At 43.3% G+C, this 16,624-nt stretch carries 15 protein-coding genes and 1 pseudogene; 8 read left to right on the top strand and 8 right to left on the bottom strand.

Annotation, left to right across the window (positions count from 1 at the left end; translation table 11 throughout):
• Positions 1-4 precede the first annotated feature (4 nt).
• The 5 genes from AC2IAX_RS11605 (at position 5) to AC2IAX_RS11585 (ending at position 3,522) form a co-directional block, all read left to right on the top strand.
• Positions 5-1,084 carry a sensor histidine kinase gene (locus tag AC2IAX_RS11605; protein WP_494387632.1) on the top strand — a complete coding sequence of 360 codons (1,080 nt, stop codon included), beginning with the start codon at positions 5-7 and terminating at the stop codon, positions 1,082-1,084.
• Between the two features lie 45 nt (positions 1,085-1,129).
• Positions 1,130-1,468 (top strand): nucleotidyltransferase family protein, encoded by a 339-nt coding sequence (locus AC2IAX_RS11600; protein ID WP_494387631.1) that lies wholly within the window; start codon positions 1,130-1,132, stop codon positions 1,466-1,468.
• A 36-nt stretch (positions 1,469-1,504) separates the two neighbouring features.
• Entirely contained in the window at positions 1,505-1,840 is a 336-nt protein-coding gene (locus AC2IAX_RS11595; RefSeq protein ID WP_494387630.1) for a XisI protein, read from the top strand.
• A 210-nt stretch (positions 1,841-2,050) separates the two neighbouring features.
• Entirely contained in the window at positions 2,051-2,332 is a 282-nt protein-coding gene (locus tag AC2IAX_RS11590) for a hypothetical protein (protein WP_494387629.1), read from the top strand.
• Between the two features lie 474 nt (positions 2,333-2,806).
• A protein-coding gene (locus tag AC2IAX_RS11585; RefSeq protein ID WP_494387621.1) for an IS1 family transposase occupies positions 2,807-3,522 on the top strand; the annotation gives its coding sequence in 2 pieces (ribosomal slippage) (positions 2,807-3,092 and positions 3,092-3,522; 717 coding nt in all).
• Between the two features lie 7 nt (positions 3,523-3,529).
• On the opposite strand, the gene AC2IAX_RS11580 is transcribed toward AC2IAX_RS11585, so the two are convergent.
• From AC2IAX_RS11580 to AC2IAX_RS11550, 7 genes are all read right to left on the bottom strand, one after another.
• A complete protein-coding gene (locus AC2IAX_RS11580; RefSeq protein ID WP_494387628.1) occupies positions 3,530-3,646 on the bottom strand; it encodes an IS1/IS1595 family N-terminal zinc-binding domain-containing protein in 117 nt (38 codons plus the stop codon).
• 57 nt (positions 3,647-3,703) lie between these two features.
• Positions 3,704-5,068: a UDP-N-acetylglucosamine 1-carboxyvinyltransferase gene (gene murA, locus AC2IAX_RS11575; protein ID WP_494387627.1), complete on the bottom strand. Its 1,365-nt coding sequence runs from the start codon at positions 5,066-5,068 to the stop codon at positions 3,704-3,706.
• 89 nt (positions 5,069-5,157) lie between these two features.
• Positions 5,158-6,060, bottom strand: coding sequence for a radical SAM protein (locus tag AC2IAX_RS11570; protein ID WP_494387626.1), 903 nt, complete (start codon positions 6,058-6,060; stop codon positions 5,158-5,160).
• Positions 6,057-7,121 (bottom strand): glycosyltransferase family 4 protein, encoded by a 1,065-nt coding sequence (locus AC2IAX_RS11565; RefSeq protein ID WP_494387625.1) that lies wholly within the window; start codon positions 7,119-7,121, stop codon positions 6,057-6,059. Before AC2IAX_RS11565 ends, AC2IAX_RS11570 begins: the two co-directional genes overlap by 4 nt.
• A 4-nt stretch (positions 7,122-7,125) precedes the next feature.
• Positions 7,126-7,896: a putative capsular polysaccharide synthesis family protein gene (locus AC2IAX_RS11560; RefSeq protein WP_494387624.1), complete on the bottom strand. Its 771-nt coding sequence runs from the start codon at positions 7,894-7,896 to the stop codon at positions 7,126-7,128.
• A 307-nt stretch (positions 7,897-8,203) separates the two neighbouring features.
• Complete coding sequence (locus AC2IAX_RS11555) at positions 8,204-9,661, bottom strand: amidohydrolase family protein (protein ID WP_494387623.1); 1,458 nt, start codon at positions 9,659-9,661, stop codon at positions 8,204-8,206.
• 109 nt (positions 9,662-9,770) lie between these two features.
• The gene (locus AC2IAX_RS11550; RefSeq protein WP_494387622.1) at positions 9,771-10,787 is read right to left on the bottom strand and encodes an NUDIX hydrolase; all 1,017 of its coding nucleotides are present in this window, start codon (positions 10,785-10,787) and stop codon (positions 9,771-9,773) included.
• A 563-nt stretch (positions 10,788-11,350) separates the two neighbouring features.
• On the opposite strand from AC2IAX_RS11550, the pseudogene AC2IAX_RS11545 reads away from it, so the two are divergent.
• The 3 genes and pseudogenes from AC2IAX_RS11545 to AC2IAX_RS11535 form a co-directional block, all read left to right on the top strand.
• Positions 11,351-11,458: pseudogene (locus AC2IAX_RS11545) on the top strand (glutathione S-transferase family protein); the annotation flags it as partial.
• Positions 11,459-11,750: 292 nt separating this feature from the next.
• A protein-coding gene (locus AC2IAX_RS11540) for an IS1 family transposase (RefSeq protein WP_494387621.1) occupies positions 11,751-12,466 on the top strand; the annotation gives its coding sequence in 2 pieces (ribosomal slippage) (positions 11,751-12,036 and positions 12,036-12,466; 717 coding nt in all).
• Positions 12,467-12,527: 61 nt separating this feature from the next.
• Complete coding sequence (locus AC2IAX_RS11535) at positions 12,528-12,818, top strand: hypothetical protein (RefSeq protein ID WP_494387620.1); 291 nt, start codon at positions 12,528-12,530, stop codon at positions 12,816-12,818.
• 142 nt (positions 12,819-12,960) lie between these two features.
• Here the strand turns inward: AC2IAX_RS11535 and metH are convergent, their stop codons facing one another.
• Entirely contained in the window at positions 12,961-16,569 is a 3,609-nt protein-coding gene (gene metH, locus AC2IAX_RS11530) for a methionine synthase (RefSeq protein WP_494387619.1), read from the bottom strand.
• Positions 16,570-16,624 lie beyond the last annotated feature (55 nt).

The raw sequence follows: 16,624 nt of genomic DNA, 5'->3' as shown, positions 1-16,624 counted from the left end.
TCCCATGGAAGCCAATGCTGATCAGCAAAAGCTACGAGAGTTAGAGAAGCAGGTACGAGTTCTCACGAAAAAATTAGAGCGTTCAGAGGCCGATCGGCGACAACTGGAAGATACAAGCGAAGAAAGAGAACGTATCCTTAAAGGTGTTATTCGAGATTTTGAACTAGCCCAAGCCAATCTAGAGCATCGCACTCGCGAACTAGAGGTGGCGCTGAGGGATCTCAAGCAGTTACAAGTCAAACTAATTGAGTCTGAGAAAATGTCAGCCTTGGGTGTGCTGGTGGCTGGTGTTGCCCATGAAATCAACAATCCCATTAACTTCATCCATGGCAATTTAACTTATATCAAAACTTACACTCAGAACCTATTAAAGCTTGTTACTGCCTATCAAAAATATGTTTCTAGCCCCATTCAGGAATTACAAGATTTAAGGGAAGACATTGATCTTGACTTCCTGCAAGATGACATGATTAACATTCTCAGATCAATGCAAACCGGGAGTGAGCGAATTCAAAAAATTGTGCTCTCGTTACGTAACTTCTCACGGTTAGATGAATCCAAGTTCAAAGCAGTTGATATCCACGCAGGAATGGATAATACTCTGATGATTTTGCAGCATCGGCTTCAGGCAACTGCAACTCGTCCGGCAATTCAAGTTAGAAAACAATATGGCAACTTACCTTTAGTGGAGTGCTATGCCGGATCGCTCAATCAAGTATTTATGAATCTGCTGAATAATGCTATTGATGCGATTGAAGAATCCAATCAAGTCTGTACTGATCAAGAAATGCAGCATAGTTCTCATGCAATTTGGTTGCGCACGGAAGTTAATGATCAAGATCAAATTAAAATTACGATCGCTGATAATGGTCAAGGAATTCCTGAAGAGGTGCGATCGCGTATTTTTGACCCCTTCTTTACAACGAAACCCGTCGGTAAGGGTACAGGTTTGGGACTTTCCATTAGCTATCAAATTATTACTGAAAAACATAAGGGTAAACTCTACTGTCATTCAACAAGAGGAGCAGGCACAGAGTTTATGATTGAAATTCCTGTGCGGCAGCAGTCCCCAACCTCTCGATGATGCAATAGCGCTGTATAGAAGCCAAGACAACTGAGGTGATGATTAATGACTGCACGGCAACTCGACCCTAAACTTCAATCTCGATTAGGCATTACCTCAGAGCAGGTTGCTGAATTTTGCCAACGATGGAAAGTGGTTGAACTTGCTCTCTTCGGCTCAGTTCTCAGAGATGATTTTTCCGTGAATAGCGATGTGGATTTTTTGGTCAAATTTAGCCCTCATCATTCTTGGGGCTTTGAATTTATTCAAATGCGAGAAGAATTGGCAGTGCTCTTGCAACGCCCAGTGGATTTATTGACTCATCAAAGCGTTATAAATAGTCGTAATTTCCTTCGTCGTCAGGCTATTTTAGATTCGGCAGAAATGATTTATACAGCGGAATAACTAGAAGTTTCAGCAATCGTAGAGATATTGGATAGTATGGATAAATTAGAACGCTATCGGCGGATCGTTCAGGAAGTTTTGACTGAACATAGCCAGATCAAGCCTGCTTATGGCGCAATTCAGATGAAGTTGATGTTTGATCTGGAGCGCGATCGCTACCAATTGCTGCGCACGGGCTGGCTTGAGGAGCGCCGCGTCTATGGCGCATTGATTCACATCGATCTAGAGCAAGGCAAGGTCTGGATTCAGTATGACGGAACGGAGGTGGGTGTTGCGAATGAGCTGGTCGATCGGGGAATTCCCAGAGAGGAAATTGTGCTGGCTTATCACTCGCCTCTGATGCGCCAATATAATGGTTTTGCTGTGAGTTGACGATCGGCAAGACTCTCGTGCATAGCTTTGAACATCCATAGGGTGAGCATTGCCCACCTACACCTAATAGCCCAGTGCTAAAGCAATGTGATCACGCTGTGGCAAGAGGCGATCATTGTTTTGAGAATGGATACTGTGTTGGCTAAACAGTGGTGGGTAGTGCCTACAGACTTGTAGTACAATACAATATCAATCATAAAAGGTGAGATCATGAGTCATAACAGCAAGATGCTCGGTCAAGTTAAAAATGAGTCACGACTACAAAAAGTAGTTTCTGTAACTACGGCAGTGCTCGTTCTGGGATGTTCTGCTGTTGGAGCATATGTTGGAGTCCAAATTGGCGGACCTATTGGCGCTGCCGTCGGCGCGCTAGTTGGGGCATTCGTTGGATCCTTAGCCGGAGTCTTAGCCGCTGGGTTGCTTAAAAATTTCCGAGTAAAGTTGCATATGGATGGCTGGGTTGAAGTTCAGTATGAAACCCGGTTTGCTTAGGATAGTAGATTACTATGCCTGACAATTCATCACAGTTGATGTTGCTTAGTAGCTCGGATTAGTGGCCTATAGTGTCCCTTCAGATTAGACTTACTTAAACTCATGCTAGTTTTCCTTATCCACGGTGTTGCAACCCAAAATTCAGGCTATGGCGACCAGTTCAAGGCAAAAATAAAAAATCTTCTAATCAAAGAAAACACCCAACTCCCTGTTTTTTATTCTAGTTTCTGGGGTCATGCATTATAAAAACAAAACAGATCAATTATTTAATTGGGTAAGGTCAGAATCTTAAATTGCGTGGAGTGGTCACGATGGGTTCACCACTTTTGCTTATGAGGCTTAAGCAAAATATAGATTTCTCTTCGATTGACAATTTTGACCAAAAATATAGAAATCTCACGTGGATAAATATTATCGGTAGTGCCTCTGAGGTAATGATGCTAGTCTAGCGGCAGTCATTCATCGCTCCAGTCCATGCCGGCTTGCCCCCAGTGCCAATCCAACCACACGGTCAAAAATGGCCGCATTCACAACGGCAAGCAGCGCTTCAAATGCAAATCCTGTGGCCGACAGTTCATTGAGCACCCTACTCAGAAACGAGTCACACCGGAGCAGATTGCCCTCATTGATCGTCTGTTATTAGAGCGCCTCTCCCAGGCAGCGATTGCGCGGGTCGCGCAGGTCTCTGAATCCTGGATTGAATCGTATGTGGCTGTCGAAGCGGGTCGCATCCCTCGCCAGGCGCAAGTGCGCCCCAAAAAAAAGGCCGTTTAATCCTGCAACTGGACGAGCTTTGGTCGTTTGTCGGTTCCAAGAAGCAAAAGGTTTGGATCTGGCTAGCATTGGATGCCGTGACTCGTGAGGTCGTTGGGATGGCAATGGGGAATCGTTCAGCCCAATTAGCCCAAAAGCTATGGGAGAGCTTACCGGGGGTCTATCGCCAATGCGCAGTCTGCTACACCGATTTTTGGGAGGCCTATCGAACTGTTATTCCCCGAAAGCGACATCGGCCTGTGGGCAAAGAGACCGGATTAACGAATTACGTGGAGCGGTTGAATAACACCTTGCGTCAGCGGATTAGTCGCTTGGTGCGGCGCACCCTGTCTTTTTCCAAATCCTTGGTCAATCATGAGGCGGCGATTTGGCGATTTATTCACCACTACAATGCCTCATTGCCGATTACTTCATAGCCCATCATTACTTCACAGACACTACCAAGGTTTGATGGCAAGTAGGACAGAGATAGCGTTGATGACCATTGGGCATCTTGCCATGCTTCTGAGCTTGGATGTGACCGCACAGTGGGAATTCCATCACGTTGATGACAGTTGCACTGCTTCTGCACTGCTTCTCTACTTTGTCAGTCCCACATCAAACTGACGCACTACCTTGATTTGCATTGTTTACTTCAACAAGTTCAGCTTTTATGCCTATTGACCTAAAACGATCAATTATATTTTCATATCCCCTCATTAAATGTTGTATTTGTGAAATCTCAGTCGTCCCTTCTGCTGCAAGAGCCGCAACAACAAGAGCAGCAGCACCTCGTAAATCCTTAGCCTCAATAGGTGCTGCTGATAACTTACTAGAGCCAAAAATTGTAGCCTGATTCTCTCTCAATTCAATCTGCGCTCCCAACCTACATAATTCAGGAATATAAAGAAAACGATTCTCAAAAATATTCTCTTGAACAATACTTGGTCCATTAGCAATTACAAGACTAGCAGCTATAGGTGATTGTAAATCGGTTGGAAACCCTGGAAATACTGAAGTAGTAACTTTTACAGGTTTTAACTCACTGATAGGATTAATGTGTATAAAGTCATGTCCAGTCGAAAAATTTAATCCCATTTCGCAAAACTTTGCTAATACTGATTCAAGGTGTTTAGGAATAACAGAACTAAGCGATAAAGAACAACCCGTAATTGCACTCATTGCTATAAAAGTCCCTGCTTCCATACGGTCGGGTATAGGTTTATATTCAATATCAGTCTTTATAGATTGTTGTCCACTAATTTGAATTATGCCAGGGAACTCAGTTTTGATTTTTACACCAAGAGAACGACAGAAATTTATAAGATCAAAAACTTCAGGCTCTTGAGCCGCATTTTCAATTATTGTTTCTCCCTCAGCTAAACATGATGCCATTAAAATTGTTTGTGTTGCTCCTACACTTGGAAAGTCTAGCACAATTGTCGAACCAGTTAGTTTTTGTGCTTTTGCATGAACAACTCCATGATTAATACTGATTTCTGCACCTAAACTCTTTAATCCTTTTAAATGTAAATCAATAGGTCTTGAACCAATAGAGCAACCGCCTGGAAGAGGTATTTGTGCTGTACCAATCCTCGCCAAAAGAGGGCCAATAACAAAAAAACTTGCTCGTAATTTAGAGACAAGCTGATATGGAGCTGAATCATTACTAATATGACAAGCATCAATAGTGATACTTTTGTTTTCAGGTTCATAGTCAATAGCCACACCAAAAGATTTGATGATTTTTATTAAATTATCAACATCTAGAAGTCCAGGAACATCAACAATTTTGGTATGACCTTTATTTAAGATACTTGCCGCCAATAAGGCAAGACAGGCATTTTTAGAAGAAGAAATTTTGATCTCTCCGGAAATAGGGTTTTTGCCTTCAATTCGTAGACTTAAGTTCATTTGGAGTTTGGTAATGACTGTGATGTGATGCTTTTTGGTAAAAGATTGCTGATTTAGCAAGGCTTTCATCCGTTCATCATGACCGAATTATAGCACCACCTGGAGTTTTAATCCTCAAAAGATAATTTCAGTGTTAGAAGCAGATTTAGTGTTTAGCCTTAAATTTGTAAAGCCATATTTGTATATTTTACACAAAAATAAGGACACGAATATGTATTACATACTTCCGCTTTATTCATTAGCTGCAGATCACCTAAGTATACATTGCCAATTATTTTACCTCCTTTATCGCAACGAGTAATATCTCCATTATTCCATACCCTCACAAATCTACTACCGGCAAGACATAGCTTCCCTTGAAAAGATGGAATACCATCAATAAACTTTTGATCTAGCGATAAATCTATTAATGGAAAATCAGATACATTGTTGTCTTTTTTTTCAACGAAGACAGATACAATATCAAAAAATTTTCTAAGCATTCTCTTTTCTGATTCAGTGTACGAATCAGGATAAACTTTGCCTTGATATCTACTGCGAAGCAGTTTTGGGTAAATAATAATGCCATGACTTTGAAAAAAATCAAAATCCGACTTAAATCTATTGAGTAGCGATGGCAACATCACATAAGAAACAAACACGCGAAATTTTTTAGACTGGAGACATTGCACTTTATCAATAAAATCTTTAACTAAACCAAGTCTTTCTCGCTCTTCTATGTGAAGACCTGCATTAATAAATAAAACTTTTGCTGGATTGATTTTTTCGCAGAACTCTTGAATCAAATCGCTTGAAAGGTTTGTATTTACACTCATATAGTGTTTACTAGAAAAATAATAACATAAATCCAAAAAATCAGGATATAAAAAAGGTTCTCCACCTGTAAAATGCATGTGCCATATAATTTTCGTAGAATCAAAAAAAAATTTGATTCTAGAAATATGTTCTTGTTGAATTATAGGTAAACGATTAGAACGACTAATACAATATATGCAGTTAAAATTGCAGTATAGATCTAAATTCCAATCTGCTTCTATATCAAAGTTATAATTATGATTCATTTTAAAACTCCTTCTATTATTTCAGTAATTCTTTTTGTTGTTTTATGAATATCAAAATTTTCAGCTTTTTTTTGAGTATTTAAACTTAAGCTTTGATAAAAATCTTGATCATCAATTAATGATAGCATTTTCTCTGCTAAATCATCAATGTTGCCACTATTATAGATCAAGCCATCCAATTGATCATCTATCATTTCTTTTGAACCACCACAATTGGAGACAATAACAGGTCGTTTCATTGCTAAACTTTCAACAACTATTCTTCCAAAAGCTTCTTCAAAAGAAGTTAAAACACTAACATGATAAAAACAGCTACAAGTCCAAATGGGACTAACCCATTCTATAAAATCAACATCTATATTTAGATCAATCGCTAATTTTTTTAGATTATTCTTTTCTATACCATCCCCAATAATTATAAACTTAACTTGTTTTTTTGCAGTTTCTTGAACTAATTTTGCTGAGTGAATAAAGTGTTCAACTCGTTTCCAATATACAAGACGACCAATATAAGCAAAAGTAAATACTTCAGGATAAATATCGTGAGGATATTTTCTTGAATCAACTAGGTTGATGCCATTCAATACGGTAAATATTCTGTCTTTATTGACCCCTAAAGATATTAGCCTGCTCCGAACAGATTCAGAGATCGCAATAACATAATTTGCAGATTGGTAATTTGTCACATTTTTTATATGAGCGCCCTCCTGTAATATCTCTCTTGCAATTACAACAATAGGTATATTAAAGCGTTTGCAAAAGATTTGATCCAACGCATTTGTTCTACGGCTAGAAAAAAGTACATCAATATTGTATGGAAATCCTGAAATACTTTTTGTTAATATATTTATGTAGTCATTTTCCGTGTGATACAGAAACAATTTAAAGAATGGCTGTCGAGAAAATTCAGAACTAACTTTATGTAGCATTGTTGGATCTTTAACAAAGATCAATAATTGCACAATATGTCCTTGGCTGCACAATTCTTGCGCTAATTCAAAACAACTTTTTTCAGCACCACCAAGTGCATGAGAAATCCAAGTAATTATGATTTTCAACATATTTTTATTTATCCGTGATATAAGTATGCCATTGTTTTAGAAAACAATCAATCTCTTCTTTTGAATAAAAATGCTGAGAATACATTGATTGATAAACTAAATTGATTTCATCTATATATCTTTGTAGGATGTATTTTTTTACTTTATAATATGTTTCGGGATGTCTTTGGCTACTTTGCCGATTTTCAGTAATTCTAAAACTATTGCTATCAATATTCAAGAAATTTGATATAACTTTACATCCAATTGACTGAAGATTTTCTAGCCTAATAATTAAAACTTCAGCAATATCATTTTGATAAATTTTCCAACCTGAATTTGGATTAAATGGTTCTGAAAAAACATCAATCTCAAAATATTTATATAAGTGATTTTTAAACCAATATTCGGGATGATAAAAGTTTAAATCTGCGTCTAAACTTTGGGTAAAATCCAAAAAATTTGTTGTGTATTCTCTTTTTTTACTATAGTTTAATTCTAGTGGACATACATCAGAATACGGAGCAGGACTATACTTTTCAAAAACAGCAGAAATAGCCCTGGCGACTGGTTCTCTAATAGGACAAATAATCCGCCAACCATTTTCTTTCTTAAGAACTGCTTGATAAATATTTTGGGTTATTGTATACCAATTTGTCGGTCGGTAATTGGCTATTCTTGGTACTAAGTAATGTAGATGATGGACATCAATACCCAAATTTTTTAATGCAACATAAATTGATACAGAACCAACTTTACCCATTTGATATATTAATACTGGCTTATTTGTGGACATGATTGTTACCTGGTTGACTGACAAAAGAAGAGATTGAGAACGTTGAAACGGTTTCCAGTCAATAGTTTTTTGGGGTTGAAAACCTTGAAAGGAGACAGCAGTCTAGGAATGGATATCACTCAACCCCTAGAACGCTGTGAAACAAGTTCTCATCTCTAGAATGCGCTCGAAAGCTGGATGAGTCAATCCGAGCAATGGGCACACCTGAGTCATCTAACGGTATGCCTGTGGATGGTCGCTGCCTCCAAAAATGTTCATGACGGACATTGGCATAGCAATTCCGATAGAGCCAAACTTCAGTAATTAATTAATGTTTTGGGGATTTTGATGTTTTTAAGAGGTGAGCTTTAGCCTCTTTTTCAAGTATAGTACCTTGAAAAAACTTTGGATTAGTTTCTCCATAAAAATCAACAGGATTGGAGAACAAGAAATTTTTTAAGTCTGTTTCAGAAACTATTCCTTTTTCTACTAGCTCATATGCTGATGATATCACTGCACTAATGTCAGGTACATCCCAATGTCCAGAATCAGATGCAAGAAAAGCATTAAGACGAACACCAAGTGGATTAACCTTTGCATTAAATGCTGAACCAATAGTAAAATCATCAGCAGCACAGCCAAAATAAAAATTAGGAACAAAATAGTCACGAATTTGCTCTATGGTTTCAATTCCAATAGCCGCAAATTCATCAATAGGCTCTAGCATATGGCGATCAGTAATCGCAGCAATACCTGAATCAGCATCTATGGAATTAAATTTGTTTCCAATCAAGAAGTCTTTACCGTGTAGTAGAAATAATTCCTGTAGTAATTTCTGATCGATATTTATAGGATTATACTGATGTATTGCTTTAATATTGCGTTTTTCCCAATGCCATATCAAGTCTGCATAAAGACTAACAGACCAACCAGCACCCGCTTCTAAAAAAGCGAATTTTAATGTTGGATAACGACGAGTTACTCCTCCCAAGAATAGCGATTTACAAAGTGCTTGACAAGCAGAAGAAAAATGACCAATATGATTATACACAAAGTTGGAAATTGACCGTCTATCTGTCCAGCCCATTCCACCTGAATGTGTTGCAAGAGCCACCTGAAGTTCTACACATTTTTCCCAAAAAGGATCATAATTGTGTTCACTATCTAAACCAAAAGTATCGACCCAAGTTGCCTCATGTGCAAGATCTGGATATTTGGATACTATTGCTTTAATGGGTCGACGTACATAACCAGTAATTTGAATTGCTTTGAATTTTAACACATTAACTACATACTCTAATTCTGCAATTGCTTCTTCAGGCGTATGCATAGGAATAGCTGCAACAGGTGTCATTCTATCAGCATAGTTTTGATACATATCTGCATGATAAATATTAGCTGCACGGCACACAGAACGTCGTAACTCTTCATCACCAATAGGAGGCGCAAGAATAGTTAAGTTGGGATACAAAATTGCATAATCTATACCTGTTTCTTCCAGATGTTGATATAGCAATTTCGGGATAGTAAGAGTTGCGGTAGCATTAGCATCTGCCACACGAACCCACCATGGTGGACGGAGTGTACGATGAGAATGCCGTTCTTCCCCTGATTGTGAATACCATCGAAACCGAAAACTGCTCTTTAAATTATTCATAAATTTATCAACAATAGTTATTCCTCCAATTTTCTCTAAGTATTCAAGAAAAATCGGCAAAAACTCTCCAGTATGTATATCAGTGTCAATAACTGGATAGCCTAACTGTTGTCGAATCTGAGCGGACATAGAAATACTCATCATTAGGTTCTTCCAAGTTTAGTATACTAGGGGATACCTTAATCGCCGAAATGCTTTTCAATGCAAGGGATTCGGTGTAGTTGCTACACTCCTTTTTTCAACCTCTTCTGTTGAAAAAATGTAGCACCATAGCTTTAAGATCAATCGATACTATATCAAAAAGGCTTGGCTTAACCTCAACAAAGCTCAAGAAACTTCCCGTTCGAGAAATATTCATAGATGATTCAATCCCTGCATAGCCGTTTGGAATATTCGCATCAAATAATCTATGGAGTTGTGGGTCACGAATACGTTTTCCTGATTTTGTCCTGCCTTTTGCCATCTCATCAAGAGAGATCCACTTATCGATAGGCGACAGGCGTAGCTCTTCTAGATTAATCTTGGCATTGTAAATCCAAAACTCATATGCTGTTAATGCGCCGTATGTTTGTGAAACTTCTAGCACACGAACAGGAGTAATATTGAGCAGATCGAGTTTAAAGTCACGACCGTAGACTAAATCATGCTGTGAGATTTCCTCAAGGAGCTCTCGCTTTGCAGTTTCTAACGGTGACTCTTCAAGTCTTCTCCTACCACCAATGATTTGATATTGCTCGGCGCGAGAATCCCACTGATGAAGGAAGTAGGCTTTGCCTTCCTTCATACCCTTGACCAATATGACTGATACAGGTTGACACCTAGAAAATTCTGGTTCAATACTACTTTGCTTCCTGCAAATCTCAAGCCTTCTTTCCTCTAAAACTTTTAGGAAGTATGGTGCCCGTTCAGGCAACTCTGAAACCTTGATATCACGACTAACACCTGAGCGTTCCCAGTTTGATAGCAAATTTTGATGATTTTTAAAGTACCAACTTAGGCTTCGACGGAAGTAGTCCGGTATTTGTTCTTTCGCTTTGATCCCAGTTCCAGACCATTCAAGAATCCCAAATAGATCGAGAAAAGAACTGGTTGCAATAGTCATACCTAATGCCACTTCTGCAGATAGCCCAAGCTCATGAGCTACCAAAGTAGATATCTGCTCTACTGACTTTGGCGCTTCCCGATGTGAAGGAATTGCATCTATCACCTTGAATACTGCTTCATGAATATCGATATCTGCAATGCGCTGGTTCATATCTTTGATTTTAAGCTAGTTTTCTGCATCGAAGCCTATCAGAATATATTTTAACTATTTTGTCAATCAGCATGTGAGCAACCTTTAATGGCAACCTTGCATCTCTCACCTTGTTTACCGATCACCTTAGCTGCATAACTATATATTAGACCGCAGGTGCGGGATAACTTTCCTCCGGTGGGCGTTGTCAAGCAACTGCGGTTTAAGCTCGGTATTATGGGTGTTATCTTGCATTTGCGGGATAACACCTCCAGCTACAAGACTTTTGCCGCAACCTAGAGTTATGGAAGCACCACAGCCACCCAAGCTTCCTGATCGCTTGCGCCAGACTACCCGCTTCCAATATCTCAGTCGTAAAACATAAAAATCCTACCTGTAATACATTCGAGATTTTAGCCTGTTTCACCAGAAGCGTCATCCCAGAGATATGAACGTGTTAGAGGTTCGAGCCTATTAGAGGTTCGAGCCTATCTATCCTGCCTCGCCCCACCATCTACAGACCCATAAGCTGCGTCACGATCCTCTATCATGATCCTCATAAGACCGATCGCAGCGGAATTTCTATGCTGAAGTTCTATTACAATCCGATTGCTGTTAATGCTCGTCGTGTTTGGGTGGCGCTCCTAGAAAAGCAAATTCCCTTTGAACCGATTGTGGTGAAGCTGGATGGGGTAGTGCGGTGGCGATTCCATGGCTATCGCTATGGTAGCAGTCCTATTGCTTGACGACACCCTGTTGTAGAGGCTATCACACACACAGTTTAATAAATCGCTGGACGCGCCAATTGAAGTCGTTCGGAGGATCTAGGAAAGACTCACAGTCTTTTCTCTAGCAATGCTCAGACTTGTCAAACCTCTAAGAAATAAACAATATGTTCAGCCAAGTCTGCAAGGTAACATCTAGTCGGTAGTGCCTCTGAGGTAATGATGCTAGTCTAGCGGCAGTCATTCATCGCTCCAGTCCATGCCGGCTTGCCCCCAGTGCCAATCCAACCACACGGTCAAAAATGGCCGCATTCACAACGGCAAGCAGCGCTTCAAATGCAAATCCTGTGGCCGACAGTTCATTGAGCACCCTACTCAGAAACGAGTCACACCGGAGCAGATTGCCCTCATTGATCGTCTGTTATTAGAGCGCCTCTCCCAGGCAGCGATTGCGCGGGTCGCGCAGGTCTCTGAATCCTGGATTGAATCGTATGTGGCTGTCGAAGCGGGTCGCATCCCTCGCCAGGCGCAAGTGCGCCCCAAAAAAAAGGCCGTTTAATCCTGCAACTGGACGAGCTTTGGTCGTTTGTCGGTTCCAAGAAGCAAAAGGTTTGGATCTGGCTAGCATTGGATGCCGTGACTCGTGAGGTCGTTGGGATGGCAATGGGGAATCGTTCAGCCCAATTAGCCCAAAAGCTATGGGAGAGCTTACCGGGGGTCTATCGCCAATGCGCAGTCTGCTACACCGATTTTTGGGAGGCCTATCGAACTGTTATTCCCCGAAAGCGACATCGGCCTGTGGGCAAAGAGACCGGATTAACGAATTACGTGGAGCGGTTGAATAACACCTTGCGTCAGCGGATTAGTCGCTTGGTGCGGCGCACCCTGTCTTTTTCCAAATCCTTGGTCAATCATGAGGCGGCGATTTGGCGATTTATTCACCACTACAATGCCTCATTGCCGATTACTTCATAGCCCGTCATTACTTCACAGGCACTACCATATTATCCATGCTTCAGATTTAATAGCATATCCTTTGGGAAATGCTATTCAGTACGATAAAGTTAAGAACCTATTCTTTAGCGATCAATATTTATGGATGAATGCCAATGCCGCCGAATCAGGTGCATTAAGGTTGGGTCAGTCCCATGCTGGTATGGCCTTAGGTTTTGCAGATGCCCATGGCTCTTATTGGAATAATGATGTTGTTATAGATTTGGTATCTCGTCTTGTAAGGGGAGATTTAGCTACTTTGGCAGCGCAACAAGTCCATACTGGCTGGCGCAGCTACAGCAAAAATTTGCCGGAGAACGAGATAGTAGAGTAACTAGAAGATGTCCATACTATTGGAGTAGAACGGAGGTTGATTCAGCCCTGGATCATAGTCTTTTTTATTTCTACTTGTCCATGACTCAATAAAAGGGGCTGAGTATTTTCTCAGCCCCTGGTCATTTAGACCAGAATTGTGCCTACGCTGTGAAGTACTTAGCGATCGGGTGGTAGGCAATAATCGCCGTCGTGGACTGCTCCGGATAAAGCTGCTCGCTCTCATCCATATACATGTTGATTCGATCGGTTTGCAACAACTGCAACTGAATCAACTGATCCTGAATATTCGGACAAGCTGGATAGCCAAAGCTGTAGCGTGACCCCTGATAGCGTTGCGCCAAAATGTCCCGCAAATTGTCCGGCTCCTGCGCACCAAACCCCAGCTCCCGCCGGATGCGCGCGTGCGTCCACTCCGCCAGCCCTTCCGCCGTTTGCACCGCCATCCCGTGGAAGTACAAATAATCGGAATATTGATTCGCCCCAAACAGTTTTTGGGCATATTCCGTGGCAACTTCGCCCACCGTCACCGCTTGCATTGGGAACACATCAAAGATGCCCAACTCCTTCGGTGCAAAGAAATCGGCAATACAAAGGCGGCGCAACGATCCTTGGCGCGGAAATTCCAATTGGGCGATCGGCTCTAGGTTGGTTTGCCCCGCGCTGACCGCTTCCGGATCGTAGATATAGAGCGTATTCCCCTCCGAATTGCAGGGGAAGTAGCCATAGATCACTTGCGGTTGCAGCAGGTTTTCCGCGATCACTTTCGCCTTCCATTCCGCCAAAATCGGCCGCACTTTCGCATCAATAAACGCATCGTAATCGGCTCGCGATTGCTCCTTGGGTTTGCGGAATTGCCATTGCCCCACAAACAACGCTTGCAAGTCGAGATAGTTGAAAATTTCCTCGATCGCAATGTCCGCCGGGTTCAGCAATTGGGTTCCCCAGAACGGCGGTTGGGGGCGATCGATATTCGGATCAACCGCTTCCGATCGCCGCGTATCAATCACCTTCGGCTTCTCGGCCTTGGCGGGTTTTTCAGCCCCATCATCACCGTCGGTCTTAGCTTGGCCATAGCGCCCCAACGCCGCCGGATCATCGGCAAATTCCCCTAAAAAGCCCTCAGAATCGTCCCACTTTTCAGCAGCTTTCGCGGGCATCAACTTATCCATAAAGCTGAGATCCGAGAAGGCATCTTTGCCATAGATCACCCGACCGCGATAGGTCTTTTGGCAATCCTCATAGACAAATTTCGGCGTGAGGGCCGCACCGCCCAAAATCACAGGCACGGTGATGCCGCGATCGTTGAAGGTCTCCAGATTTTCCTTCATGAACGCCGTGGATTTCACCAACAAACCGCTCATGGCAATGCAATCGGGTTTGTGTTGCTCATAGGCATCAATGATGTTTTCCACGGGCTGTTTAATGCCCAGATTAATCACCCGATAGCCATTGTTGGTGAGGATAATGTCCACCAGGTTTTTGCCAATGTCATGCACATCGCCCTTGACCGTAGCAATCACGAACGTACCCTTGGCGTTGTTGCTGGTTTCGGATTTCTCCATGTGCGGTTCCAAAAACGCCACCGCCGCTTTCATGGTTTCCGCCGATTGCAACACAAAGGGCAATTGCATCTGACCCGAGGCGAACAATTCCCCCACCACTTTCATCCCATCCAACAGATAGGTGTTGATGATTTCCAGCGGGGGATATTGGGTCATGGCCTGCTGCAAGATTGCTTCGAGACCCAACCGCTCGCCATCAATGATGTGGCGTTTTAGCTTCTCTTCCAAGGAGAGATTTTCATCCACACCGGCCGCTTTTTTGGTGGTGGCTCCTTCAAAGAGCTGCGTCAGTTCAGTTAGGGGATCATAAACACAAACATCCCCCTCAAACCGGCGGCGATCGAAGATCAAATCTCGGCAGACTTCCTGATGTGCTGGCTCAATTTTGGCCAGGGGCAAAATCTTGGCCGCACTGACGATCGAGGAGTCCATGCCCACTTGCATACATTCATGCAGGAACATGGAGTTTAGCACCTGCCGCGCCGCCGGATTCAGACCAAAGGAGATGTTAGAAACCCCGAGCAAAATGTGGCAGCCGGGCAGGTTTTCCCGAATCAGTCGAATCGATTCGATCGTGGCGGCTCCGTTTTTGCGGTCTTCCTCAATCCCCGTGGAAATCGGCAGGGCCAGGGTGTCAAAGAAGATTTCATGGGCAGGAATCCCAAATTCCACCGCTTGCCGATAGGCCCGCTGGGCGATCGCAAATTTCTTCTCGGCGGTGCGGGCCATCCCGTCTTCATCGATCGTCCCGATCACCACCCCAGCGCCGTAGGTTTTCGCCAGTTCCAGCACTTTCAAAAAGCGCTCTTCGCCATCTTCATAGTTGGTGGAATTCAGCAAACATTTGCCGCCGGCCACTTTCAAACCGGCTTCCATCTTTTGCCATTCCGTAGAGTCCAACATCAGCGGCAAGGTGACATTATTCACCAGCCGCGACACCAGCTCCCGCATATCCCGCTCGCCATCGCGGCCCACATAGTCCACGTTCACATCGAGCACATGAGCGCCTTCCCGCACTTGGGCTTTGGCCAGGGAAACCAGCCCATCCCAATCTTCAGCATTCAGCAGTTCTCGACATTTTTTGGAACCGCTGGCGTTCAGGCGCTCGCCCACAATCAGGAAGGAATTATCTTGCTGATAAAGCTGCGTTCCATAGATCGAAGCGGCGGCGGGTTCGTAATGCAATGGGTTGCGATCGAACCGGCCTGGTTCTAGGTTTTCGGGAACCCGAATCTCACGGGCTTTCGGTTGCAAGGATTCGGAAATACCGACCAATTCCTTGATGTGGTCGGGGCGCGTGCCGCAGCAGCCACCCACTACTTGCACGCCCCAATCTTCCACGAATTTGTGCAGGGCCATCCGCAGTTCCATCGGGGTCAGGCGGTAATGGGCATGGCCGCCGACGTTCTCGGGCAAGCCCGCGTTGGGAATGCAGGAGACCACAAAGGGCGATCGCTCACAGAGGTAGCGAATATGTTCCGCCATTCGATCGGGGCCGGTGGCACAATTCAGCCCCAAAATATCGATCGGGTAGGGTTCCAAAATTGCGACTACGGCGTTAATATCCGTTCCCACCAACATCGTGCCGGTGGTTTCCATGGTCACGGAAACCATCAATGGAATCCGCGATCCTTTCTCCGCAAAAACTTCCTCGATCGCATTCAGTGCTGACTTAATTTGCAACACATCCTGGCAGGTTTCCACAATGAATAAATCTGCCCCCCCATCAAACAGGGCCGCCGCCTGTTCGGCATAGGCCGCTTTCATCGTGTCGTAGTCAATGTGGCCGAGGGTGGGCAGCTTGGTTCCCGGCCCCATGGAACCGGCCACAAAACGCGGTTTGTCGGGGGTCGAAAATTCGCGGGTCAGTTCTTTGGCCAGCTCCACGGCCTTGCGGTTGAGCGCATAGGCTTGGTCGGCTAAATCGTATTCCGCCAAGACGATCGACGTTCCCCCAAAGGTGTCGGTTTCGATCACATCTGCGCCCGCCTTCAGATATTCCCGGTGGACGTAGGCGACGGCTTCCGGCTTGCTTTGCACCAAATACTCATTACACCCCTCATACTGCGGGCCGCCAAAGTCTTCGGCCGTCAGGTTTTGCGCCTGGAGGAGCGTCCCCATGCCGCCGTCAAAAACGATCACCGGGCGGGAAGGATGATGCAACCGTTCCAAAAAGGGATGAGTCATGGTCAGGGATGGAGCAGCAATTGGAATGCAAATGGGTTGGGGCGTGGCACTGTAC

The sequence above is a fragment of the Limnothrix sp. HT2024 genome (genome assembly GCF_059138625.1).
Note: the sequence above shows the minus strand (reverse complement) of the source record. Positions and strands in the feature narration are given on the sequence as shown.

Coding starts and splice junctions, on each gene's coding strand:
- AC2IAX_RS11590 (WP_494387629.1), top strand. CDS start 2,051: ATGAGTCATAACAGCAAGATGCTCGGTCAAGTTAAAAATGAGTCACGA.
- AC2IAX_RS11555 (WP_494387623.1), bottom strand. CDS start 9,661: ATGTCCGCTCAGATTCGACAACAGTTAGGCTATCCAGTTATTGACACT.
- AC2IAX_RS11560 (WP_494387624.1), bottom strand. CDS start 7,896: ATGTCCACAAATAAGCCAGTATTAATATATCAAATGGGTAAAGTTGGT.
- AC2IAX_RS11600 (WP_494387631.1), top strand. CDS start 1,130: ATGACTGCACGGCAACTCGACCCTAAACTTCAATCTCGATTAGGCATT.
- AC2IAX_RS11565 (WP_494387625.1), bottom strand. CDS start 7,121: ATGTTGAAAATCATAATTACTTGGATTTCTCATGCACTTGGTGGTGCT.
- metH (WP_494387619.1), bottom strand. CDS start 16,569: ATGACTCATCCCTTTTTGGAACGGTTGCATCATCCTTCCCGCCCGGTG.
- AC2IAX_RS11580 (WP_494387628.1), bottom strand. CDS start 3,646: ATGGAATTCCCACTGTGCGGTCACATCCAAGCTCAGAAGCATGGCAAG.
- murA (WP_494387627.1), bottom strand. CDS start 5,068: ATGAAAGCCTTGCTAAATCAGCAATCTTTTACCAAAAAGCATCACATC.
- AC2IAX_RS11570 (WP_494387626.1), bottom strand. CDS start 6,060: ATGAATCATAATTATAACTTTGATATAGAAGCAGATTGGAATTTAGAT.
- AC2IAX_RS11595 (WP_494387630.1), top strand. CDS start 1,505: ATGGATAAATTAGAACGCTATCGGCGGATCGTTCAGGAAGTTTTGACT.
- AC2IAX_RS11550 (WP_494387622.1), bottom strand. CDS start 10,787: ATGAACCAGCGCATTGCAGATATCGATATTCATGAAGCAGTATTCAAG.
- AC2IAX_RS11605 (WP_494387632.1), top strand. CDS start 5: ATGGAAGCCAATGCTGATCAGCAAAAGCTACGAGAGTTAGAGAAGCAG.